Here is a 21,828-nt window from a genome sequence, read left to right as displayed (position 1 = left end):
GGCTCACTTGGCCTTGGGCTGGCTGCCGGCTTCCTTGGCGAGGTCGTCGTAGTACTTGCCGGCGTTGCTGTAGCCGGGGCGGTAGGCGAGGCCTTCGATCTCGAGGGTGCCGGTCTCGGCCACGTACTGCTTCCAGGCGACGATCATCTCGCCGAGCTTCTGGGGGTTCTCGTCGGCCAGGTCGCGGCTCTCGGTGCGGTCCTTGGCGAGGTTGTAGAGCTCCCAGCCGTCCTTGCCCCAGGGCTTGTTGGCGTACACGATCTTCCAGTCACCCTTGCGCAGGGCCTTGCGGCCGCCGAGTTCCCAGCCCACGGCCTCTTCGTTGCCGCGCACGGTGGGGGCCTTGCCCTTCAGCCAGTTCACCATCGACTTGCCGCGCAGCGGCAGGGTCGGCTTGCCCTGGTATTCGGTGCCCGGGTGCCTGGCGCCGGCCAGCTCGAAGATGGTCGGCGCCACGTCGGTGACGTGGGCGAACTCCCGCTTGATGGCGCCGCCCTTGATGCCGGGGCCCCAGGCGATCGCCGGCACCGAGATGCCGCCTTCGTACATGAACGACTTGTAGAGCTTGAACGGCGTCATCCCCACCTGGGCCCAGCCCGGGCCGTACTCGATGAAGGAGCCCGGCTTGCCGGTGTTGGCGGTGCTGTTGTCCATGTCCTTCTCGATCCACTCGCGGGTGCGGCCCACGTCGTACACCGAGTTGCCGTCGGCGCCGTTGTCGGACATGAAGAAGATGAAGGTGTTGTCCAGCTCGCCCCGGGCCTTTAGGTAGTCGAGCACGCGGCCGATCTGGCGGTCCATGTGGTCCACCATCGCCGAGTAAACAGTCATGCGGCGGGCCTCGGCTTCCTGCTGGGCGGGGGTCAGGCTGTCCCACTTCGGCCAGTAGGCGTGGCCCTCATACACCGGGGTGTCGGCGGGCACGATGCCGAGGCGCTTCATGCGCTCGAGGCGTTCCTTGCGCAGCTTGTCGTAGCCTTCCTTGTAGCGGCCCTCGTACTTGGCGATGTCGGCCTCGGGGGCGTGCAGCGGCCAGTGGGGGGCGGTGAAGGCCAGGTAGCCGAAGAAGGGCTTGCCGGACTTCTCGCCGCCCTTGAGGTATTCGAGCAGCTTGTCGGTGAAGGCCTGGGACGAGTAGAAGCCGTCGCGGGGAATGTCGATGGCCTTGCCGTTCTCGCGGTAGATGGCCTTCGGCGGCTTGTCCCGGTCCATCGCGACGATGCCCGACTGGTCGCCCCAGTGGCTGGCGCCGCCCATCACCATCGCGTAGGACTGCTCGAAGCCGCGGGAGGCCGGGCTGTATTCTTCCTTCACGCCGAGGTGCCACTTGCCGGCCATCGCGGTGCGGTAGCCGGCGTCCTTCAGCACCTGGGCCACCGGCACCACGCGCTCGTTGAGGTAGCCCTCGTAGCCGGGCTTGCCGCGTTGTTCGGGCAGCATCAGCTCGGACATGTCGCCGAAGCCGACCAGGTGGTTGTCGCTGCCCGACAGCAGCATCGAGCGGGTCGGCGAGCAGAAGGGCGAGGCGTAGAAGCTGGTCATCTTGACCCCGCCGCTGGCCAGCTTGTCTAGGTTGGGGGTGGAGATCTCGGCGCCGTAGGCCCCGAGGTCGGTGTAGCCGAGATCGTCGGCGACGATCAGCAGGATGTTGGGCCGTTTGGCGGGGGCGGCCTGGGCGGTGCCGGCGGTGAGGGCGAAGGCCGGCGCGAGTAGCGGCAGGCAAAGCTTCGCGAGAAGCGGGGCAGAGGGCTTCATGGTTGTCTCCTGGGGTGTTTTTATCGTCTCAGGCAGGCTGAGGGCGATAATCCTTGCACAGGGACCGTGTGCGTGCCTTGCCGGAAGTGGGGCGTTCCACCAGGTGGAACACCAGGGGTGTTTTCCGGGGCCGTGGCGGCGTTCCGGGGGGGCGCTCAAGGAAACGCAGGGCCGCCCCAAGTTTCCTTACCCCCCCTCGGGGGGGCGGGCTGGGCGGAGCCCGGCCCCGGGGGGCGCTCAGCCAGCGCGGGAGAAGGCAGCGGCGATCGAGGCGGCGGCTTCCTGCAGGTCGGCCAGGTGCTCGCGGACGATCTGCTCCTTGAGCCTGTACTTGCGCGGCCACACCAGGTTCATCGTGGCAAGCACGCGCCCGCCGGCCATCAGCGGCACCGCGATGGCGTCGAGGCGGTCGTCGATGACGCTGATGTCCTTGTCGTCGGCGCCGCCGAACAGCGGGTCGCGGGAGGCGTAGCCGAGGCGCCGGGTCTCGTCGAGGATGTCCGCCAGCCCGCCGCGCAGCAGGTCGCGGCTGCGCTGGAGCATGGGCGGGTGGAGGGCGGCGTCGGCGAGCACCGTCTCGCGCTCGGCGTCGCTGCAGAAGGCCAGCCAGGCCCGCCCGGGGGCCGACAGGAACATCTCGACCCGGTAGCCGAGGGGGTACATGGCGACGCCGAGGGTGCTCTGGCGGCGGGAGGTTTCGACGAGTTCCATGCGGAAATCCCGGAACACCAGCACGTCGGAGGGCCAGATCACCTTGCGGCGCAGGTTCTCGAGGAAGGGCGCGGCGATCTCGCCGATGGCCAGCAGCTCGTCGGCGATGCTGGGCCGCAGGATCAGCGCGAAGCGCCGCCGGTAGCGCCCGTCGCCGATGGCCCGCCAGGCGAAGCCGCTGGCCTCGAGGGTGTCGAGGATGCGCAGCAGGCTGGGCTTGGGGATGCCGGTGGCGGCGTGGAGTTCGGCCAGGGACTGGCCGTGGCGTTCGTTCAGCTTGCGCAGCACGTCGAGACCACGCTCGAGGGCGTTGATGGTCTTCATGGGGCGGTCGCGGCGGCTGGCGCCGGGCTAGTGCAGGTCGTCCTTGTCCGGCGGCACCGGCAGGATGGGAATGCCCTCGTCGATCAGCTCGAGCAGGTCGGCGGAGCTGGCCTGGCCGCGGATCGCGCGCTCCTCGGCCTCGCCGTGGTGGATGCGGCGGGCCTCGTCGGCGAAGCGCTCGCCCACGTCCTCCGACTGGCTGGCGGCGGCGCGCAGGGCCTCGATGAGCCGGGCGGCGATCACCTTGAGGTCGGGCTGCGGCCGCGCGGGGGCCGAGTGGGAAGATGTTTGCACGTAAGGTGCCGACGGCAGCCGGCGCACCTGCCGGCTGTCGCAGTGGGGGCAGCTCACCAGGCCGGCGGCGAGCTGGGTGTCGAAGGCCTCGCTGGAGGCAAACCACGCCTCGAAGCGGTGCTCGTGGTCGCAGCAGAGGTCGAGGACGATCACGATGGCTGCCGTGGGGTGTTGGTGCCCGGAACGGGAATCGAACCCGTAAGGCTTGCGCCGGCGGATTTTAAGTCCGCAGTGTTTACCAGTTTCACCATCCGGGCGGTACGGCTTACTTGGGCTGCTCGGGCAGCGTGATGTTGACCTCGAGGATCTCGCAATTGTCCTGCTTTTCGAGCTGGACCTTGATGTCGTCGGCGCCCACATTGACGTACTTGGAGATCACCTCGATGAGTTCCCGCTGCAGTGCCGGCAGGAAATCGGGGGTGCGGTTGGTGCCGCGCTCGTGGGCGATGATGAGCGACAGGCGCTCCTTGGCCACCGAGGCGGTTTTCGGCTTGGAGCCGAAAAAGTAGGAGAGCAGCGACATCTCACTTGCCTCCGAAGAGGCGCTTCAGCAGGCCGGGCTTTTCGTAGCTGACGAAGCGCAGCGGGCGGTCTTCGCCCAGGTAGCGGGCCACCACGTCCTGGTAGGCGGTGGCCACGTCGCTGTCCTTGAGGTGAATTGCCGGCGTGCCCTGGTTGGAGGCCTGCAGCACGTCGTCGGATTCGGGGATCACGCCGATCAGCGGGATGCGCAGCAGCTCCTGCACGTCCTTGTAGGAGAGCATCTCGCCGTCCTCGACGCGCTTGGGCGCGTAGCGCGACACCAGCAGGTGTTCCTTGACCGGCTCGCGGCCTTCGATGGCGCGGCGGCTCTTGCTCTGCAGGATGCCCAGGATGCGGTCGGAGTCGCGCACCGAGGAGACCTCGGGGTTGGTGACGATGAAGGCGTCGTCGGCGAAGGTGAGGGCCATCACCGCGCCGCGCTCGATGCCGGCCGGGGAGTCGCACACCACGTAGTCGAAGCCCATGTGGGTGAGGTCGGCGAGCACCTTCTCGACGCCTTCCTCGGTGAGGGCGTCCTTGTCGCGGGTCTGGGAGGCGGGCAGCACGAAGAGGTTGTCGCAGTGCTTGTCCTTGATCAGGGCCTGGTTGAGGTTGGCCTCGCCATTGACGACGTTGATCAGGTCGTAAACCACGCGGCGCTCGCAGCCCATGATGAGGTCGAGGTTGCGCAGGCCGACGTCGAAGTCGATCACCGCGGTCTTGAAGCCGCGCAGCGCGAGGCCGCTGGAGATGCTGGCGCTGCTGGTGGTTTTGCCGACACCGCCCTTGCCGGACGTTACTACGATGACGCGTGCTGCCACGATGTTCCCTTCAAAGATGGACGTCGCTTCAGCTGGGCTGGAGCGGAGTGATTTCCAGAGTATGCAGATTGTCGGTGCCCGTCAGCCGTACCTGGGCGCCGCGCCCGCCGACCGACTGGGGGATGCCGCGCTCGAAGGTGCGATACACCCCGGCGATGGAGACGAGTTCGGGGCCGAAATTGGTGCTGAAGATGCGCGCCGAGGTGTCGCCGCGGGCGCCGGCCAGGGCGCGGCCGCGCAGCGGGCCGTAGCAGTGGATGCTGCCGTCGGCGATGATCTCGGAGCCGGGGCTCATGCCGGCGAGCAGCACCAGGTCGCCGCCCTTGGCATACACCTGCTGGCCGGAGCGCAGCGGGCGGTCGACGATGAGGGTGGGGGCGACGCCGGGCGGCTCCGCAGCGGCGGCCGCGGCCAGGATGGCGGCGGGCGGCTCGGCCGGGGCGGGTGCCGGGGCTGGGGCCGGCGGGGGCGTCTGCGGCATGGCCTGGGGGGCGCCCAGGGGGCGCTCGGCCGACAGCCCGTCGCTGCCCAGCACGGCCAGGCCGGCGCGGCGGGCGCCTTCGACGAGGTGGTCCGGCAGGTGGCGCACACCGATGGGCTGCACCTGGTAGCGGCGCAGCAGGCTGAGGATGGCTGTCCAGTCGACCCGGTCGGGGGTGCTGGCGAGCTGGGCGAAGTCCAGGATGGCCGGCTCGCCGGCGAAGAAGTCGGGCATGCCGCCGAGCATCATGTGGAGGGCATCGGCGAGCCGAACGGCGTCGGTGTCGCGGAGGCTGGCGGTCATGACGGCCAGGCTGGCGCCTTTGAACTCGATCAGTTTGCCCTGAAGGCTTGCGTCGGCCATGGATGAGGTGTGCGCGGACAAAAACCGCCTAAGTCTACGTTTCAGAAGGGTTTCGGGCAAGCCCGGCCCGGAATCAATGCAGGGTGCGGGGTTCGGCGGCCGGTTCGGTGAAGAGGGCTGCCACGTCGTCGGCGCTGAGCCGGTATTCGTGGTTGGAGAGGTCGTCGTGGACCAGGACTTCGCCGTGCTCGGCGAGCATCGCGTCGAGCTCGGCGCGGCCCAGGGCGCGCAGCATGTTGCGCACCTTGTCCCAGTCGTGGGGCCAGTGGTGGCTGACCTCGCGGGCGTCGAAGAGCCGCACTGTCTCCTGGTGGAAGAGGCGGGTGAGGATCTCGTCGGCGGGCAGGCCCAGCAGCTCCTCGTCGCGCAGGGTGGCGGCGAGACGGGTGATGCGGTCCCAGCCGTCCGGGTCTTTCTTGTCGGCGTCGGGCAGCTTCTGCAGGAACAGGCAGGCGGCGGCGCTGGCGGAGCAGGCGGTGTGCAGCGTGGCGGGCTGCTGCTCGGACTGGGTGAGGTAGTGCTCGAAGACCTCGGCGATGGTGTCGCCGTCGATGGGCACGTAGCTCTGGTAGGGGTGGCGCAGCTCGGGCATGTCGAGGCTGAGCAGCAGCTGGCCGTCGCCGAGCAGCTCGCCGATGCCCGCCTTGCCGGCGGCCTCGGGGGAGGCCTTGGCGTAGCCGCGCAGGTTGAGGGCTTCGGTGATGTCCACCACCAGCAGGCTGACCGGGCCGTGGCCCTGCAGCTGCACGGTGAGGCGGCCGGGCTGCTTGAGGTTGCCGCCGATCACGGTGACGACGGCGCCCATGGCGCCGAGCAGGTCGCGTACGGCGGGTGGGTAGTCGCGGTTTTCGAGGAGGGCGCGCCACACGTCGTCGAGCTTGACGAGGGCGCCGCGGATGTCGAGGTCGTCGAGGAGGAAGCGCTGGACGTAGCTGGTGGAATCGCTCATTCGGTGGCTCCGGCGGGGGTGGCGAGGCTGGTGTAGAGGTCCGGGTCGAAGCCGGCCAGCAGCTGGCCACCGGCGGTCTCGAGCACCGGGCGGCGGATCAGGCTGGGGTGCTCCTGCATCAGCTGCACGGCGGCGCTCTGGGTGTCGATGGCCTGCTGCTCGGGGGTGAGCTTGCGCCAGGTGGTGCCGCGGGTGTTGATCAGGGTCTTCCAGCCGATGGCCTTGCTCCAGGCGTGCAGCCGGGCCGAGTCGATGCCGGATTTCTTGTAGTCGTGGAAAGTGTAGGCGACGCCGTGCTGGTCGAGCCAGGCGAAGGCCTTCTTCATGGTGTCGCAGTTCTTGATGCCGTAAATCGTGGTCATGGGCCGTAAAAGCAGCGCGACGCCACGCGGCGTCGCTGAAAAATCAATGGGATGGCCCGATTTTAGCCGGGCGGGGGCGGGTGTGGGGTGATTTGTTGCGCGGCGTGACGGCCAGCGGGGCAGCGGGGGCTGTCGTGCTTACAGGCCCAGCAGGCCCGCTTCCTTCAGCCCGCAGGCCTTGAGGATGCCTCGAGCCGCGCTGACGCCGCTCTGGATGGCGGATTCGAGGGTGGCGGGGTAGGTCGAGGCGGTGTAGTCGCCGGCCAGCCACAGGCGCGGGTCGGGGGTGGCGCACGCGGGGCGGGCGAGCCCCGGCGTGCAGGCGAAGGTGGCGCGCTTCTCGGTGATGAGCTGCGACCACTTGAGGGCGGGCAGCGGGCCGACGGCGTGCTGCAGCTCGGCCAGCAGGGCGATCTCGAGGGCCTCGCGGCCGAGGTCCTGGTGGCGGCCGCGGGCGCTGATGACGACGCCGACGAGGCCCTCGGGGCCGCCGAGGGCGGCGCGGTCGAAGGCCCACTGGCCGTAGCCGCCGGCGAGGCCGATCATGGGCTCGGGGAAGCGCACCGGGCCGTCGAAGGCGAGCCAGGCGGTGAGGATGGGCTCGTGGCGCAGGGCGGCGAGTTGCTCGACGACCGGGGCGAGCGCCGGCAGGCCGGCGACCAGCCCGCCCACGTGGTAGGGCGCGGTGGCCACCACCACGTGGTCGTAGCGGGTGCTCCGCGGGTCACCGTCGAGGACGAGGCGGTCGTCGTCCCGCGTGATGGCCTGGATGGGTTCGCAGCTGCGCACCGTGTGGCCGCGCATGGCGAGCCAGCGGGAGGCGGGCACCGGGAAGAGCTCGGAGAGGTCCACCCGCGGGATCAGCAGGTGCGAGGCGGATTCGCCGGCGGCGAGGCTGTCGCGCAGCACGCTGGCGAAGACCTGGGCCGAGGCGTCGCCGACCGGGGTGTTGAGGGCGGCGACGCAGAGGGGCTCCCAGATCAGCCGGCTGAGGCGTTCGGTCTGGGCGGTGTCGGCGAGCAGGGCGGCTACCGGGCGGTCGGGCTCGATGCGGAAGCGGCGCGCCTTGAGGTGGCGCATCAGGCGCGCCATGGCGAGCTTGTCGGCGAGGCCGAGGCCGCGGGCGCGCAGCAGGCCGACGGCCAGGTGCAGCGGGGCGGGCAGCGGCGCGGCGCGCAGCGCGCAGCCTTCGCCGGGGTAGGCCAGGGTCAGCCGGCGGGTTTCGAGCACGCTGGGCTTGACCCCCACCAGGCGCAGCATGCGCAGGGTTTCGGTGTAGGCGCCGAGCAGGATGTGCTGGCCGTTGTCGACCCGGTAGCCGTCCTTCTCGACGACCCGGGCGCGGCCGCCGAGCACGCGGGAGCCCTCGAACAGGGTCACCCTCGCGCCGCCGCGGGCCAGGGTGACGGCCGCGGCGAAGCCGGCGTAGCCGCCGCCGACCACCGCCACCTGGGGCGCGGGGCTCATCCCTTGAACCAGGTGCGCCCGGCGATCCAGATCTTGCGCAGCGGCGTGAGGGAGGTGCGGCGGTCGAGCACCAGGAAGCCGTCGGCCTCGATCTCGTCGAGCAGGGTGCGGTAGATGGCGGCCATGATCAGGCCGGGGCGCTGGGCCTTGCGGTCTTCGGCCGGGAGCTGGGCGAAGGCCTGGTCGTAGAGCTGGCGGGCGCGCTCGGCCTGGAAGGCCATCAGCGCGCGGAAGTTGTCGCTGTGCTCGCCGTCGAGGATCTGCCGGGCCGGCACGTTGAAGCGCTGCAGCTCGTCGATGGGCAGGTAGATGCGGCCGCGGCGGGCGTCCTCGCCCACGTCGCGGATGATGTTGGTGAGCTGAAAGGCGAGGCCGAGGTCGTGGGCGTACTTGAGGGTCTGGCGGTTGGTGTAGCCGAAGATCTCGGCCGACAGCAGCCCGACCACGCTGGCCACCCGGTAGCAGTAGAGGTTGAGGGCCTTCCAGTCGAGGTAGCGGGTCTGGCTGAGGTCCATCTGCATGCCGTCGATGATCTCGAGCAGCTGCTCCATGGGCAGCGGAAAGCGCTGGACGATGTCCTGCAGGGCCTGGCCGACCGGGTGCTGGGGCTGGCCGCCATACACCTGGCGCACCTCGTTGCGCCACCAGTCGAGCTTGGCCTGGGCCACCTGGACGTCGTGGCATTCGTCGACCACGTCGTCCACCTCGCGGCAGAAGGCGTACAGGGCGGTGATCGCCTGGCGCCGCTCGGGCGGCAGGAACATGAAGCTGTAGTAGAAGCTGGAGCCGCTGCTGGCGGCTTTCTCCTGGCAATAGGCGTGGGGATCGGTCATGGGGGGCTACCGGGTGGCGGCGCGCCAGGCGAGGCGCAGCCAGTCTGTTTTGCCGAGGGTCGGGCGGCGGGTGAACACGTCGTAGCCGACGCCTTCTATCTTGTCGAGGATGGCGAGGCCGCCCTGTACCACCAGGCGCAGCTCCCAGCCGACACGGCCGGGCAGCCGGCGGGCGAGGGGTGCGCCGTGGAGCATCAGGGTGCGGGCGCGCTGGATCTCGAAGTCCATCAGCGCCGAGAACTGCGGCGTGACCTCGCCGCCGGCGATCACCGCTTCGGTGACGCCGAAGCGCTCCATGTCGGCCAGCGGGATGTAGATGCGGCTCTTGCGCCAGTCCACCTCCACGTCCTGCCAGAAGTTGATGAGCTGCAGGGCGGTGCAGATCTTGTCGGACAGCAGCAGGTTGTCGGGGGTGTCGGCCTTGTAGAGGTGCAGCAGCAGCCGCCCCACCGGGTTGGCCGAGCGGCGGCAGTAGTCGGAGAGCTCGGCGAAGTCGGCGTAGCGGGTCTGGCGCACGTCCTGGCTGAAGGCGTCGAGCAGGTCGCCGAGCAGGGGTACCGGCAGCTGGTGGTGCCGGATGTTGCGGCCCAGCCGCTCGAACATCGGCGCCAGCTCGGGGTCGTCGATGGGGCGCTTGCGGACGGCGGCGCGCAGGTGGCGCCGGTAGGCGTCGAGCCGCTCCAGCCGCACCCGCGCCAGCGCGTTGCCCTCGTCGGCGATGTCGTCGGCGGAGCGGGCAAAGGCGTAGATCGCCTCCACCGGCTCGCGCAGGCGCGCGGGCAGCAGGAAGGACGCGACCGGGAAGTTTTCGTAGTGTTCGACGGGCATGGGCGGCCCGGAGTATACAAGGACTGGGGGAGCCCGGCGCGCGGAAGGCGGAGCGCCCGGCGGGCCGGGCGCGTGCCGCGGGTTTAGAAGTCGAGCGCCTTCTCGACGTCCTGGATCTTGCGGCGGGCGAGGGCCAGGTTGGCGCGGTTGCGGTCGAACACCGCGTACAGGAAGACGCCTTCCTTGTGCGCCATCGGGCGGATGATGTGGTAGGCCTTGCCGAGAGTGATCAGCATGTCCTCGATGCTGTCGTTGAGGCTGAGCGCGCGCATCGTCTTGAGCTTGGAACGCACCACCTCGGTGTTGCCGGCGGCGGCGATTTCCATGTCCACGCCGGTGCCGACCGCGCCCATCAGCATGCCGCTGCCGGAGTCGACGAGGGCCGCGCACTGGGCGCCTTCGACGGTCATGATGGTGTCGAGGGATTGATTGATATTGACCATTTTTTCTCTGTGGTTCGGGGTTGCTGGCGCGTTGAAGGCGGAGGCGCCGGGCTGCGCCCGGGCCCGGGCTCCGTGTGCGGGGCCGCCGGGCCTCAGTTGTGGGCCTCGAGCTCGGCCACATGGCGGGCCATCGCGCCGAGCCGGTACATCACCTGGCCGATGATCGCCTCGCGGCCGGCGATGGCGTTGATGATCAGGTCGCTGTGCTCGCCGGGCACCGCATAGACCACCGCGAAGCCGTCGTCGGTGTCGATGGTCACGCTGCGGTGGCGGCCGAGCCGGGCCTCCTGCGACACCACGAGGCTGATCGCGGCGATGGAGCTGGCCATCGCGGCGATCCGCGAGGGCTCCTGGTGGCCGCGCACCGCCGAGGTCACGTCGAAGCCGTCGGCGGTGGCGACCACCACTGCGCGGACGCCGTTCACTTCGCTGATGAGATCTTCGGCGGCACGGCGGATCAGCACCGTGGCCGTGCCCGAAAGCCGGTTTTCGTTCATTGCATCGCTCCAAGGGCGTTGGCTTCGATCTGAGCCAGGAGGGTATCGATCAGCAGCAGCACGTCTTCGCGCCGCCGCACGTCCACGTCGAGCACCGGATACAGGGCGTCGCGCCCGGCCAGCGCCTCGGCGTAGTGGTCGAGGTCGGGCTGGGGGTGGCTGTCGAGCCGGCCGACGCCGATGGTGCACGGCACCCCGGCGAGCACTCCGGCGAAGCCGTCGAGGTAGGTGTGCAGGTCGGCCAGCGGGTCGGGGCGCGAGTTGTCCACCAGGATCACCAGGCCGAGGGCGTTGCGGGCCAGGATCTGCCACATGAAGTCGAAGCGGCTCTGCCCCGGCGTGCCGAACAGGCGCACCCGGTCGCCGGTGTCGAGGGCGAACTCGCCGTAGTCGAGCCCGACGGTGGTGAGGGGCTTGTCCACCGAGCGGTCGGTGTTGCGCACGTCGGTGACGAGGGGCGGCACGTCGCTGATCTGGCCGATGGCGGTGGTCTTGCCGGCGCCTACGCTGCCGGTGAACAGGATCTTGTATTCTTTCATGGGGTTTCCATTCAGAGCCCGAGGCGGCGGCGGATGCTGCCGAGCAGCCCGCCAAGGCCCCGGGCCGGTGTCTGGGGTGCCGCCGCGCCGGGTGCTGGCGTCGGGGCGGCGGTGGCGGATTGCAGCACGCCGGCATCGTCCAGAACCTGCAGGAAGCGCTTGCAGATTTCGGCGCCCTGGCCGGACAGCGCCACGATGTCGGCCAGGCCCATCGGCTGCCTCATCAGCATCGTCGCGATGCGGATCCGCACCGGGTCGTTGTGCAGCACCAGCATCGGCGGCCAGCGGCGCAGCCGGAAGCGGGTACCCGGCTCCGCGGCGGGGGCGGCCGGCGTGTCGACGCGGGCCCCGGTCCGCCATTCCCTCTCGCGGGCCGCGAGCCAGTCGCGGAGCAGGTTGGCGCGCAGCGGGCGGTGCAGTGTGTCGGGGGCCTCTGCCGCCCGCCCGGAGCGCAGGCGGAGCACGGCGCGGGCAACGGCCGGCGGCGCCTCGGCCCGCATCACTCCGGCGTCGCCCTCGATGACCAGCACGTCATAGGGGGCGCCGGCGACGAATTGCCAGCGTCCGTCCGGGGGCGGTGAAATCAGATTGACGATGGACTTCAATATGCGCACCTCCACATCGGGAAGGGCATATGCGCCGATTCTCAAGGCTGGCATGGTTGGAATATGGGGGGCGGTCGGTTTATCGGGGGAATTGCCGGAGGGGGTTTTCAGGCCGAAGGGCGGCCTCGCGCATGCAGTGCGTCAAATGGTCGCAGGGGTGCCAGCCGTTCTGGTGGTAAATGGCGTGCTTATTTCCGTTGCCATTGCGAGAGGTTTAATAACCCCATGTTTTGTAAGTGAATAAAATGGAGGTCGAAAGGCGGATTGTTCTGGGGCTTTCCGCAGTTGCCGGAAGGGTGGATTGGGGCGCCAGGGGCGGGGTGAATGGGAAAAATTGGTGACACAGAATTTCACAAAGCGGCTGGATCATATTGAAGGCTTTGTGAACGCGTCAACCAATGGCTGGTTTATTTGACTGGATGGCGGCGGAAATAAAAGGAATGTGTGAAATAAGTCGGGTTTTATTTCCATTCAATTTGAGGGGTTATTGAGGCTTTTCCCCGAAGCGGAATAACCCTGTCCGCAATGCCGTCTTTCGATGGGGGCAGGGCACGATTGCGCGGCCCGTGGTGACATGCGCGAGTTTTGGCGCGCGCGCTGTCGGCTGGGCTAAGCTTGGCGACCCGCTTCATGGATATTCCCCCGATGCTCGAGATCGACGCCCTTTCCCGTTCCTTCAGCGGCCGCCAGGTGCTGGCCGAGGTATCCCTGCGCCTGGCGCCGGGGGACTACGTGGCGATCGTCGGGGAGTCGGGGGTGGGCAAGTCCACCCTGCTCAATCTGATCGCCGGCCTCGACCGGCCCGACAGCGGGCGGGTGGTGCTGGACGGCGCCGATTACACGACGCTCGACGAGGACGGCCTGACGCGACTGCGGCGGGACCGGCTGGGGTTCGTGTTCCAGGCCTTTCATGTGCTGCCCCACCTGACGGTGCTGCAGAACGTCGCGCTGCCCCTGTGGCTGCAGGGTGTGGACAGTGCCGATGCCGAGGCCCCGGCGCGCCGGCTGCTGGAGGCGGTGGGCCTGGGCGCGCGGGCGGGCAGCTGGCCGCGGGAGCTCTCCGGTGGCGAGATGCAGCGGGTGGCGATCGCCCGCGCGCTGGTGCATGGCCCGCGCCTGGTGCTGGCCGACGAGCCCACCGGCAACCTCGACCCGGCCAACGGCGCGCGGGTGCTGGCGCTGCTGGGCGAGCGCATCCGCGGCGCGGGGGCGATCGGGATTCTGGTGACCCATTCGATGGAGGCGGCGGCCACGGCCGACCGGGTGCTGCGCCTCGACGCGGAGGGGCTGCACGGATGAAGCTCGCGCCGGTGTTTCTGGGCTCCCTCGCGCGGCGGCGGGCGGCCACGCTGTTCTCGTTCATCGCCATCGTGCTCGGCGTGGCCCTGGGCATGGCGGTGCAGGCGGTGCACGAGGCGGCGCTCGGCGAGTTCGGGCGCGGCATGCGCACCCTGTCGGGCGCCGCCGACCTGCAGCTGGCCGGCCCGCGGGCGGGCTTCGACGAGGCCCTTTACGCCCGGGTGCTGGCCCGCCCCGAGGTGGCGGCGGCGAGCCCGGTGATCGAGATCGAGGCGCGGGTGCCGGGCCACGATGAGAGTCTCCGGCTGCTCGGGGTGGACGTGCTGGCCCTGGCCCGGGTGAGCCCGGCGTTGCTGCCGCGGGCGGCGGACGGGGCCGACCGCTTTGCGACCCTGTCGGGCGGGCTCTTTCTGAGCGAGGCGGCCCGGGCGGTGCTGGGAGCGAGCGGATCGTTGCGCCTGCAGGCCGGCGCCCGGGAGATCGAGTTGCCGGTGGCCGGCGACCTGCCCGGCGCGGGCGTGGGGCGGCGGCTGGCGCTGATGGACATCGCGGCGCTGCAGGAACAGTTTGGCTGGCTGGGGCGGCTGTCGCGCATCGACGTGCGCCTGCACGAGGGCGTGGCGCCGGCCGCGGCCCGCGCAGCGCTGCAGGCGGAGATGCCGGCCGGGGTGCTGGTGGAGGCCCCCGAGGCGGCCGAGGACCAGGCGGCCAACCTGTCCCGCGCCTACCGGGTCAATCTGACCATGCTGGCGGCGATTGCGCTGGTGACCGGCGGTTTCCTGGTGTTCTCGGCCCAGGCCCTGTCGGTGGTGCGGCGGCGCACGGAGTTTGCCTTTCTGCGGGCGATCGGGCTGCCGCGGCGCAGCCTGTTCGGCTGGCTCCTGGCGGAGGGGGCGCTGGTGGGCCTGGCCGGCGGTGTGGGTGGGGCGGCCCTCGGCCATGGTCTGGCCTGGGGGGCGCTGACGCTGCTGGGGGGCGACCTGGGGGCCGGCTATTTCCAGGGGCTGCGGCCGCAGCTTGTGTTCCAGCCCGGGGTGACGGCGGCCTATGTGCTGGCCGGGGTGCTGGCCGGCGTGGCGGGGGCCTGGTTGCCGGCCCGCGAGGCGGCCACGGTGGCGCCGGCCCGGGCGCTGAAGGCCGGCGACGAGGCGGCGCTGGCCGACGGCCTCGGCCACCCGCTGGCGGCGGTGGGCCTGCTGCTGGCCAGCGTGGCGGCCTGCCGCATCCCGCCTGTCGATGGGCTGCCGGTGGGCGGCTATCTGGCGGTGGCCTGCCTGCTGGCCGGCGGGGTGATGCTGCTGCCGGCGCTGGCAGCAGGCATCGCCCGGCTGTTGCCCACGAACGGCCCGGTGCCGGCGCGGCTGGCGGCGGCCCGGCTGGGCGCGGCGCCCGGCCACGCGGTGGTGGCCGCGGCGGGGGTGCTGGTGAGCGTGGCGCTGGCGGCGGCGATGGCGATCATGGTGGCGTCCTTCCGCGACTCGGTGGACGACTGGCTGGCCCAGCTGCTGCCGGCTGATTTGTATCTGCGCGCCGACAAGGCCAGCGGCAGCGGCCATCTGGACGAAGCCCTGCAGGCCCGCATCGCCGCGACGCCGGGGGTGGGGGCGGTGAGCTTCACCCGCCACGACAGCCTGCGCCTCGCCGCCGGGCAGGCGCCGGTGGCGTTGATCGCCCGGCCCCTGTCGCCCGACGGCCGCGAGCTGCCTGTGGTGGGCGGTGGGCCGGTGACGGGGGAGGGGCCGGCGCTGTGGGTCTCCGAGGCGATGGTCGACCTCTACGGCTGGCGCCCCGGCGACGCGGTGACCCTGCCCATCGCCGGGCAGGCGGTGACAGCCCACGTGGCCGGCGTGTGGCGCGACTACGCGCGGCAGACCGGCGCGGTGATGATAGCCCTCGACACCTACCGGCGCCTCGGCGGCGACCGGCTCGCCAACGACGCGGCGATCCACCTTGCGCCGGGCGCGCCGGCCCGCCAGGTGGCCGAGGCCCTCACCGCCGCGGCGGGGCCGGGTGTGCTGGAGATCGCCTACCCGGGCGAGATCCGGGCGATCAGCCTGCGGATCTTCGATCGCACCTTCGCGGTCACCTACCTGCTCGAGGCGGTGGCGGTGGCGATCGGCCTGGCCGGCGTGGCGGCGAGCTTTGCGGCGCTGGCGGCGGCGCGGCGGCGGGAGTTCGGCATGCTGCGCCACCTGGGCCTGACCCGCCGCCAGGTGGGGGCGATGCTGGCCCGCGAGGGCGCGCTGGCCGCCGGGGTCGGCGTGGTCGCGGGGCTGGCGGCGGGCGGGGCGATCGGGCTGGTGCTGATCCGGGTGGTGAATCGGCAGAGTTTCCACTGGAGCATGGACGTGCATGTGCCGTGGGCCTCGCTGGCGCTGTTCGGGCTGGCGCTGGTGGCGCTGGGCGCGCTGTCGGCCGTGCTCGCCGGGCGTCAGGCCATGCGCCAGGACGCGGTGCTGGCGGTGCGGGAGGATTGGTGAGATGAAGCGCAGGCATTTTCTTCTGGCGTTGATGGCGTCGCCGCTGGGGCGGCAGGCGCTGGCGGTGGACTTTGCGCCGGTGCTGGCGGGGCGGACCTTGCGCTTTCCGGCGGACCACGGGGCGCACCCCGATTTCCGCACCGAGTGGTGGTACGCCACCGGCTGGCTGCGCCTGCCCGACGGTAGTCCACTGGGTTTCCAGACGACCTTCTTCCGGGTGCGCACCGGCGTGGGGGAGGGCAACCCGAGCGCCTTCGCGCCGCGCCAACTGGTGCTCGCCCATGCGGCGGTGGCCGACCCGCGGCTGGGTCGGCTGCGCCACGGGGAGCGCTCGGCGCGGGTGGGCTTCGGCCACGCCGGCTGCGCCGAGGGCAACACCGCGGTGTGGGTGGGCGACTGGCGCTTTGCGCTGGAGGGCGGAGCCTATCGCGCCGAGGTGAAGGCCGACGACTTTGCCTACCGGCTGACCCTGCGCCCGGACGGGCCGCCGCTGCTCAACGGCGCCGCCGGCTTCAGCCGCAAGGGGCCGGACCCGCGCCAGGCCAGCTACTACTACAGCCGCCCGCGGCTGGCGGTGAGCGGCAGCGTGAGCCTCGATGGCCGCGAGCAGACGGTGGCGGGCAGCGCGTGGCTGGATCACGAATGGTCGAGCGAACTGCTGCCCGAGGGGGCCCAGGGCTGGGACTGGGTCGGCATCAACCTGGACGACGGCGGGGCGCTGATGGCCTTCCGGATGCGCGGCAAGGATGGCCGTGCCCTGTGGGCCGCGGCGACCCTGCAGGCCGGCGGCGGCGCGGCGCAGGTGCTGGCGCCGGAGGCGGTGGCCTTCGAGCCGGTCCGCCAATGGCGTTCGCCGCGAACGGGCATCGCCTATCCGGTGGCGTGGCGATTGCGGGTGGGCGGCCGGGCCTTCGCGCTGGAGCCGCTGATCGACGACCAGGAGCTCGACAGCCGCGCCTCGACTGGAGCGGTTTATTGGGAGGGGGCCGTGCGCCTGCTCGAGGCCGGCCGCGAGCGGGGCCGCGGCTACCTGGAGATGACCGGCTACGGTGACCGGATCCGGGTCGGCCAGGCTGAGCCAGGGCGGGCCTGGGATGGCCTCGTTGCCGCCGTAATGCACGCAGCGGGGTGATGACCTCGTGCTATCTTCCCGCCCCGCAGATCACCCTTTACACCTTACGCCACCCCAACCCGAGCCATGTCCGACTTCTTCCTCGACGCCGCCCTCCTCGACGAACTCTGCGCCCGCGCCCGCGGCGTGCCGCGCTTGCGCGCCCACCATAACCTCCACGATAGCCCGGAGGCGCCGGCCCACCGGCTGCTGGTGGCGATGGAGCCGGGCTCCTATGTGCGGCCGCACCGGCACCTCGACCCCAACAAGGCCGAGACCATCATCGTGCTGCGCGGGCGGCTCGGGGTGCTGGTCTTCGACGAGGCGGGCCAGGTGCAGGCGGCCCGGGAGATGGCGCCGGGCGGCGCGGTGATCGGCTACAACATCCCGCCGGGGGTCTTCCATGCCATCGTGTGCTTCGAGAGCGGCACGCTGTTCATCGAGGCCAAGGCCGGGCCCTACGCGGCGCCGCTGGACGCGGAGTGGGGCCCCTGGGCCCCGGCGGAAGGGCAGCCCGGCGTGGCGGAGGCCCTCGCCGCGATGGCGGCGGCCTTCAGCGGTTGATCGGAACGCCGCCTTGCAGCAGGGCCGGGATGGATTCGGCCGGCAGCGGGCGGCTGAACAGGTAGCCCTGGGCGGCGGTGCAGCCCTCGCGGCGCAGGAAGTCCATCTGCTCGAGGGTCTCGGTGCCCTCGGCGATGACTTCGAGGCGCAGGTTGTGGCCGAGCTGGATGATGGCGCGGATGATCACCGCGTCGTCCGGGTCCTGCGCCAGGTCGCGCACGAAGCTCTGGTCGATCTTGAGCCGGTCGACCGGAAAGCGCTTGAGGTAGGCGAGGCTCGAATAGCCGGTGCCGAAGTCGTCAATCGACAGGCGCACGCCGACGGCCTTCAGCTGGCCGAGGGTGACGATCACGTCGGGGCCGGATTCCATCAGCAGGGATTCGGTGAGCTCGAGCTCCAGCCAGCGGCCGTCGAGCCCGCTCTCGGCGAGGGCCGCGGAGACCCCCGCCACAATGTCGCTGCGCCGGAACTGCAGCGCCGACAGATTGACCCCCACCGGAACCGGCGCGAGGCCGGCGTCCTGCCAGCGGCGGGCCTGGCGGCAGGCTTCCCGCAGCACCCACTCGCCGATGGGGATGATCAACCCGCACTCTTCGGCGAGGGGGATGAAGCGTGACGGCGGCACGTTGCCGAGGGTCTCGCTGGACCACCGCAGCAGCGCCTCGAGGCCGATGATGCGGCCGCTGGCGAGGTCCACCTGGGCCTGGTAGGCGAGCTTGAACTCGTTGCGGGCGATGGCCTGGCGCAGGCCGTTCTCGAGCTGCAGGTGCTCGAGGGTGTTCACGTTCATGCGCTCGTCGAAGAAGCGGTAGGTGTCCCGGCCGCTCTCCTTGGCGTGGTACATGGCCGTGTCGGCGTTCTTCATCAGGGTTTCGGGGCTGACGCCGTCCTCGGGGAAGAGGGCGATGCCGATCGAGAACGAGGTGCGCAGCTGCTGGCCGTCCACGTCGAAGGGCGGGTCGAGCTGTTCGAGGATCTTGGCGGCGATCCGCCCGGCCTCGTCGGGGGTGTCGATGCCGGTGAGCACGATGATGAATTCGTCGCCGCCCTGCCGGCTCACCGTGTCGGTCTCGCGCACGCTCTGCCGCAGCCGCGCGGCGACGCTCTGCAGCAGCTTGTCGCCGGTGGCGTGGCCGAGGGAGTCGTTGATCGTCTTGAAGCGGTCGAGGTCGAGGAACATCAGCGCGATGCGCTTGCCGAGGCGGGTGGCCTGGGCCAGGGCCTGGTCGAGACGGTCCTTCAGCGGGGCCCGGTTGGGCAGCCCGGTGAGGGCGTCGTGCTGGGCCAGGTAGGCGATGCGGGCCTCCGAGGCCTTGCGTTCGGTGATGTCGGAAAAGACCGCCACGTAGTGGGTAATGCGGCCGTTGCTGTCGCGCACGGTGCTGATCGACAGGGAGGCCGGGTAGAGGCTGCCGTCCTTGCGGCGGTCCTCGATCTCGCCCTTCCAGGCGCCGAGGATGTTCAGGTCGCGCCACATGGCCTGGTAGAACTCGCGGCTGTGGACGCCCGAGCCGAGCATCCGGGGCGTCTGGCCGATGATCTCCTCGGCCGCGTAGCCGGTGACCTCGGTGAAGGCCTGGTTGACCGACAGGATGCGCTCATGGGCGTCGGTCACGACGATCGCCTCGACGCTGTTGCGGAACACCGTGAGGGCCAGCCGCCGCTGCTCCTCGTGCTCGCGGCTCAGGGTGGTGTCGGCGAGGGTGCTGACCACGCCGCGCAGCTCGCCGCTCTTGTCGTCGAAGAAGGGTTTGGCGTTGATCCACAGCCAGCGCCGGCTGCCGTCGGGGCGTTCGATGCCGAGGGTGCCGGTCTTGTGCTTGCCGCTGGTGAGCGCGCGCACGAAGGGCAGGTGGTGGTGCGGGCAGAGGTCGCCGTTTTCGTCGAAGTAGCGCAGGCGGCCGTCGTCGGTCTGCCAGCGATCCATCTCGTCGGGGGTGAGGCCGAGCAGCTCGGCCGCGGCGTTGTTGTAGCTCTGCACCTGGCCGGCCGCATCGCGCAGGATCACGCCTTCGCCCATTGCCGACAGCAGGGTGCGCATGTGCTGCTCCCGGTCGCGCAGTTCGGCTTCGGTGTTGCGGCGATCGGTGATGTCGAGGCAGGAGCCGATGTAGCCCGCGAATTCGCCGTCCGGGTCGTAGATGGGGCGGCCGGCGTCGATGATCCAGCGGTATTCGCCGTCGTGGCGGCGCAGCCGGTATTCCATCTCGAAGGGGGTGCGCACCGCGAAGTGTTCGAGGTAGGTGCGCACGCAGCGGTCGAAGTCGTCGGCGTGGATGCCCTTGGTCCAGCCGTTGCCGACCTCTTCGGCGAGGCTGCGGCCGGTGAATTCGAGCCACGTCTTGTTGAAGTAGTTGCACCGGGTGTCGGTGCCGGCACGCCAGATCAGCGTGGGGAAGTGCTCGAACAGGGACGTGGGGAAGTCCCGCAGGTCGTCACCGGTAGATAGGGGAGAGGCTTCCATTGGAGGGGGAGCGCAAGGTTGACGGCGGATGGTCAATGATAACGGCGATTATCTTCCCGTCTTGCGTCCTGTTTGCATGAATGAGGCTAGAGGGTGGCCTCCCGGTGGAAACCGGCGTCGGCGGGGGGCTCCGCAGCCTCCCAGCCGACTTCGTCGACCCGCGCCGCGGGCGGCCCGCGGCGGGCCCAGGCGACGAGGTGGTCGAGGGCCTCCGCCGGGCCGGCGGCGAGGGCTTCGACGCTGCCGTCGCTGCGGTTGCGCACCCAACCGGACAGGCCGAGCCGGGTGGCCTCCCGGTGCAGCGCGTTGCGGTAGCCGACCCCCTGCACGTGGCCGCGGATGCGCAGCAGGCGGGCGTCAGGCGGGGGTGTCATGGGGGAGCGTCGGCAGGAGCTGGCGTGCCCGGGCGAGGGCGCCGTAGAGGTCGCCGCACAGGTTGTTGGGGCCGACCTCGTCGCCAAAGCCCGAGCGCCGGATGAGGGAGGCGGGCTGGGTGTTGAGGTTGCACAGGATCAGCGCGCAGCCGCGTTTGTGGAGGTTGCGGCACAGGCTCTCGAGGCCCTCCATGCCGGTGGTGTCCAGGCTGAGGAGGTGCTGCATCTCGAGGATCACCACCTCCGGGTGGTTCTCGGCCGGGGCGAGCAGGGTCTCCAGCTTGTGGATCGCGCCGAAGAACAGCGAGCCGTACAGCGAATAGGCCACCACCCGCGGGCTGCCGTCGGGGTAGAGGAAGCCCGGCATCATGCGCAGTTCGGCGAGGGGCAGGCGCTCGACGCGGGTGAGGTCCGACATCCGGTAGATGAAGAACAGGCTCGCCAGCACCATGCCCAGCTCGACGGCCAGGGTCAGGTCGAACAGCACGGTGACGAAGAAGGTGGTCAGCAGGGTGGTGCGGTAGGGCAGCGAGAAGCGGCCGAGACCCTTGAACTCATGCCATTCGCCCATGTTGACCGCCACCACCACGACGATCGCCGACAGGGTGGCGAGGGGGATGTGGCGCGCCAGGGGCGCCAGCACCAGCACCACCGCCAGCAGCACCAGCGCATGCACCATGCCGGCCACCGGCGTGCGGCCGCCGGTGCGCACGTTGGTGGCGGTGCGGGCGATGGCGCCGGTGGCCGCGAAGCCGCCGAAGAGCGGCGCCACCAGGTTGGCGATGCCCTGGGCGATGAGCTCCTGGTTGGGGTCGTGGCGGTCGTCGATGGACGCGTCGGCGACCCGCGCCGACAGCAGCGACTCGATGGCCCCCAGCAGCGCGATGGTGAGGGCCGGCGAGATCAGCTTGCCGAGGGTGGCGAGGGACAGCTCCGGCAGCGCGATGGCGGGCAGGGCCTGGGGGATGCCGTTGAAGCGGCTGCCGATGGTCTCGACGGGCAGCTGCAGCACCGCGTTGGCGGCGGTGGCGACCACCAGCACGCCCAGCGGCCCGGGCAGCCGGCCGACCGCCGGGTAGCGCCGCGCCAGGCGGTTCCATGACAGCAGCACGACCAGTGAGGCCACCGACAGGGCGACGGTGGGCGGGTCGAGGGTGTCCAGGTGGCTCGCGAGGGCCTTGACCTTGCCGAAGAACTCGCCGGGCAGGTGATCGACCTGCAGGCCGAGGAAGTCCTTGATCTGGGCGAGGAAGATCACCACCGCGATGCCGTTGGTGAAGCCGATCACCACCGACTTGGGGATGAAGCGGATCAGGTTGCCGATGCGGAAGGCGCCCATCGCCACCAGCATCGCGCCGGCCAGCATGGTGGCCACCAGCAGGCTCTGCACGCCGTAGTCGACGACGATGGCGTAGATGATGGGGATGAAGGCGCCGGTGGGGCCGCCGATCTGCACCCGCGAGCCACCGAGGGCGGAGATGATGAAACCGGCGACGATGGCCGTCCAGATGCCGGCGGTGGGCGACATGCCGGAGGCGATCGCGAAGGCCATCGCCAGCGGCAGCGCCAGCACGCCGACCGTCAGGCCGGCGGAGAAGTCATGGGCGAACGAGGCCCTGCCGTAGCCCGGCAGGGTGTCGAGGAGCTTGGGATGGAACGGGAATTTCATGGTGCCTCCGCAGACGTGGGGTCGGGAACGCGGCGCCACCACGAGGGTGGTGCGCCTGTTGCGGAGGGCGTGG

At 70.6% G+C, this 21,828-nt stretch carries 22 protein-coding genes and 1 tRNA gene; 4 read left to right on the top strand and 19 right to left on the bottom strand.

Features of this window, described 5'->3' with window-relative positions; all coding sequences use genetic code 11:
• Positions 1 to 3: 3 nt before the first annotated feature.
• The 16 genes from ACE3OU_RS02385 to ACE3OU_RS02310 form a co-directional block, all read right to left on the bottom strand.
• Positions 4 to 1,755, bottom strand: coding sequence for an arylsulfatase (locus tag ACE3OU_RS02385; RefSeq protein ID WP_374239929.1), 1,752 nt, complete (start codon positions 1,753 to 1,755; stop codon positions 4 to 6).
• Positions 1,756 to 1,992: 237 nt separating this feature from the next.
• A complete protein-coding gene (locus tag ACE3OU_RS02380) occupies positions 1,993 to 2,790 on the bottom strand; it encodes a helix-turn-helix domain-containing protein (RefSeq protein ID WP_374239928.1) in 798 nt (265 codons plus the stop codon).
• A gap of 27 nt (positions 2,791 to 2,817) precedes the next feature.
• On the bottom strand, positions 2,818 to 3,237 hold the full coding sequence (locus ACE3OU_RS02375) for a DUF1178 family protein (RefSeq protein WP_374239927.1): 420 nt from the start codon (positions 3,235 to 3,237) through the stop codon (positions 2,818 to 2,820).
• Between the two features lie 19 nt (positions 3,238 to 3,256).
• Positions 3,257 to 3,341, bottom strand: a tRNA-Leu gene (locus tag ACE3OU_RS02370).
• A gap of 8 nt (positions 3,342 to 3,349) precedes the next feature.
• Complete coding sequence (gene minE, locus ACE3OU_RS02365) at positions 3,350 to 3,607, bottom strand: cell division topological specificity factor MinE (RefSeq protein WP_374239926.1); 258 nt, start codon at positions 3,605 to 3,607, stop codon at positions 3,350 to 3,352.
• A gap of 1 nt (position 3,608) precedes the next feature.
• Positions 3,609 to 4,427, bottom strand: coding sequence for a septum site-determining protein MinD (gene minD, locus ACE3OU_RS02360; RefSeq protein WP_374239925.1), 819 nt, complete (start codon positions 4,425 to 4,427; stop codon positions 3,609 to 3,611).
• Between the two features lie 28 nt (positions 4,428 to 4,455).
• Positions 4,456 to 5,271: a septum site-determining protein MinC gene (gene minC, locus ACE3OU_RS02355; protein WP_374239924.1), complete on the bottom strand. Its 816-nt coding sequence runs from the start codon at positions 5,269 to 5,271 to the stop codon at positions 4,456 to 4,458.
• Positions 5,272 to 5,344: 73 nt separating this feature from the next.
• Complete coding sequence (locus tag ACE3OU_RS02350) at positions 5,345 to 6,220, bottom strand: Hsp33 family molecular chaperone HslO (RefSeq protein WP_374239923.1); 876 nt, start codon at positions 6,218 to 6,220, stop codon at positions 5,345 to 5,347.
• A complete protein-coding gene (locus ACE3OU_RS02345) occupies positions 6,217 to 6,582 on the bottom strand; it encodes an ArsC family reductase (protein WP_374239922.1) in 366 nt (121 codons plus the stop codon). Before ACE3OU_RS02345 ends, ACE3OU_RS02350 begins: the two co-directional genes overlap by 4 nt.
• 138 nt (positions 6,583 to 6,720) lie before the next feature.
• The gene (hpnE, locus tag ACE3OU_RS02340; RefSeq protein ID WP_374239921.1) at positions 6,721 to 8,049 is read right to left on the bottom strand and encodes a hydroxysqualene dehydroxylase HpnE; all 1,329 of its coding nucleotides are present in this window, start codon (positions 8,047 to 8,049) and stop codon (positions 6,721 to 6,723) included.
• The gene (gene hpnD / locus ACE3OU_RS02335) at positions 8,046 to 8,882 is read right to left on the bottom strand and encodes a presqualene diphosphate synthase HpnD (RefSeq protein WP_374239920.1); all 837 of its coding nucleotides are present in this window, start codon (positions 8,880 to 8,882) and stop codon (positions 8,046 to 8,048) included. Before hpnD ends, hpnE begins: the two co-directional genes overlap by 4 nt.
• A gap of 6 nt (positions 8,883 to 8,888) precedes the next feature.
• Positions 8,889 to 9,710 carry a squalene synthase HpnC gene (hpnC, locus tag ACE3OU_RS02330; RefSeq protein ID WP_374239919.1) on the bottom strand — a complete coding sequence of 274 codons (822 nt, stop codon included), beginning with the start codon at positions 9,708 to 9,710 and terminating at the stop codon, positions 8,889 to 8,891.
• Between the two features lie 83 nt (positions 9,711 to 9,793).
• Positions 9,794 to 10,153 (bottom strand): roadblock/LC7 domain-containing protein, encoded by a 360-nt coding sequence (locus ACE3OU_RS02325; protein ID WP_374239918.1) that lies wholly within the window; start codon positions 10,151 to 10,153, stop codon positions 9,794 to 9,796.
• Positions 10,154 to 10,245: 92 nt separating this feature from the next.
• Entirely contained in the window at positions 10,246 to 10,650 is a 405-nt protein-coding gene (locus ACE3OU_RS02320; protein WP_374239917.1) for a roadblock/LC7 domain-containing protein, read from the bottom strand.
• A complete protein-coding gene (locus ACE3OU_RS02315; RefSeq protein ID WP_374239916.1) occupies positions 10,647 to 11,189 on the bottom strand; it encodes an ATP/GTP-binding protein in 543 nt (180 codons plus the stop codon). The genes ACE3OU_RS02320 and ACE3OU_RS02315 overlap by 4 nt, the downstream gene beginning before the upstream one ends.
• Positions 11,190 to 11,200: 11 nt before the next feature.
• On the bottom strand, positions 11,201 to 11,848 hold the full coding sequence (locus ACE3OU_RS02310; protein WP_374239915.1) for a hypothetical protein: 648 nt from the start codon (positions 11,846 to 11,848) through the stop codon (positions 11,201 to 11,203).
• A gap of 591 nt (positions 11,849 to 12,439) precedes the next feature.
• Between ACE3OU_RS02310 and ACE3OU_RS02305 the strand changes: the two genes are divergently transcribed.
• The 4 genes from ACE3OU_RS02305 (at position 12,440) to ACE3OU_RS02290 (ending at position 17,248) form a co-directional block, all read left to right on the top strand.
• Positions 12,440 to 13,093: an ABC transporter ATP-binding protein gene (locus ACE3OU_RS02305; protein WP_374240093.1), complete on the top strand. Its 654-nt coding sequence runs from the start codon at positions 12,440 to 12,442 to the stop codon at positions 13,091 to 13,093.
• Positions 13,090 to 15,573: an FtsX-like permease family protein gene (locus tag ACE3OU_RS02300; protein ID WP_374239914.1), complete on the top strand. Its 2,484-nt coding sequence runs from the start codon at positions 13,090 to 13,092 to the stop codon at positions 15,571 to 15,573. The genes ACE3OU_RS02305 and ACE3OU_RS02300 overlap by 4 nt, the downstream gene beginning before the upstream one ends.
• A gap of 1 nt (position 15,574) precedes the next feature.
• Positions 15,575 to 16,705, top strand: coding sequence for a lipocalin-like domain-containing protein (locus ACE3OU_RS02295; protein ID WP_374239913.1), 1,131 nt, complete (start codon positions 15,575 to 15,577; stop codon positions 16,703 to 16,705).
• 66 nt (positions 16,706 to 16,771) lie between these two features.
• On the top strand, positions 16,772 to 17,248 hold the full coding sequence (locus tag ACE3OU_RS02290) for a WbuC family cupin fold metalloprotein (RefSeq protein ID WP_374239912.1): 477 nt from the start codon (positions 16,772 to 16,774) through the stop codon (positions 17,246 to 17,248).
• On the opposite strand, the gene ACE3OU_RS02285 is transcribed toward ACE3OU_RS02290, so the two are convergent.
• From ACE3OU_RS02285 to ACE3OU_RS02275, 3 genes are all read right to left on the bottom strand, one after another.
• On the bottom strand, positions 17,238 to 19,712 hold the full coding sequence (locus ACE3OU_RS02285) for an EAL domain-containing protein (protein ID WP_374239911.1): 2,475 nt from the start codon (positions 19,710 to 19,712) through the stop codon (positions 17,238 to 17,240). The genes ACE3OU_RS02290 and ACE3OU_RS02285 overlap by 11 nt on opposite strands.
• An 86-nt stretch (positions 19,713 to 19,798) precedes the next feature.
• Positions 19,799 to 20,086 (bottom strand): acylphosphatase, encoded by a 288-nt coding sequence (locus ACE3OU_RS02280; RefSeq protein WP_374239910.1) that lies wholly within the window; start codon positions 20,084 to 20,086, stop codon positions 19,799 to 19,801.
• Positions 20,070 to 21,755, bottom strand: a complete 1,686-nt coding sequence (locus ACE3OU_RS02275) for a SulP family inorganic anion transporter (protein WP_374239909.1) — start codon at positions 21,753 to 21,755, stop codon at positions 20,070 to 20,072. Before ACE3OU_RS02275 ends, ACE3OU_RS02280 begins: the two co-directional genes overlap by 17 nt.
• Positions 21,756 to 21,828 lie beyond the last annotated feature (73 nt).

This window comes from Zoogloea sp. (assembly GCF_041908905.1).
In the GTDB taxonomy this organism is placed as follows: Bacteria; Pseudomonadota; Gammaproteobacteria; order Burkholderiales; family Rhodocyclaceae; genus Zoogloea.
This window is presented reverse-complemented; position numbering and strand designations above follow the sequence as displayed.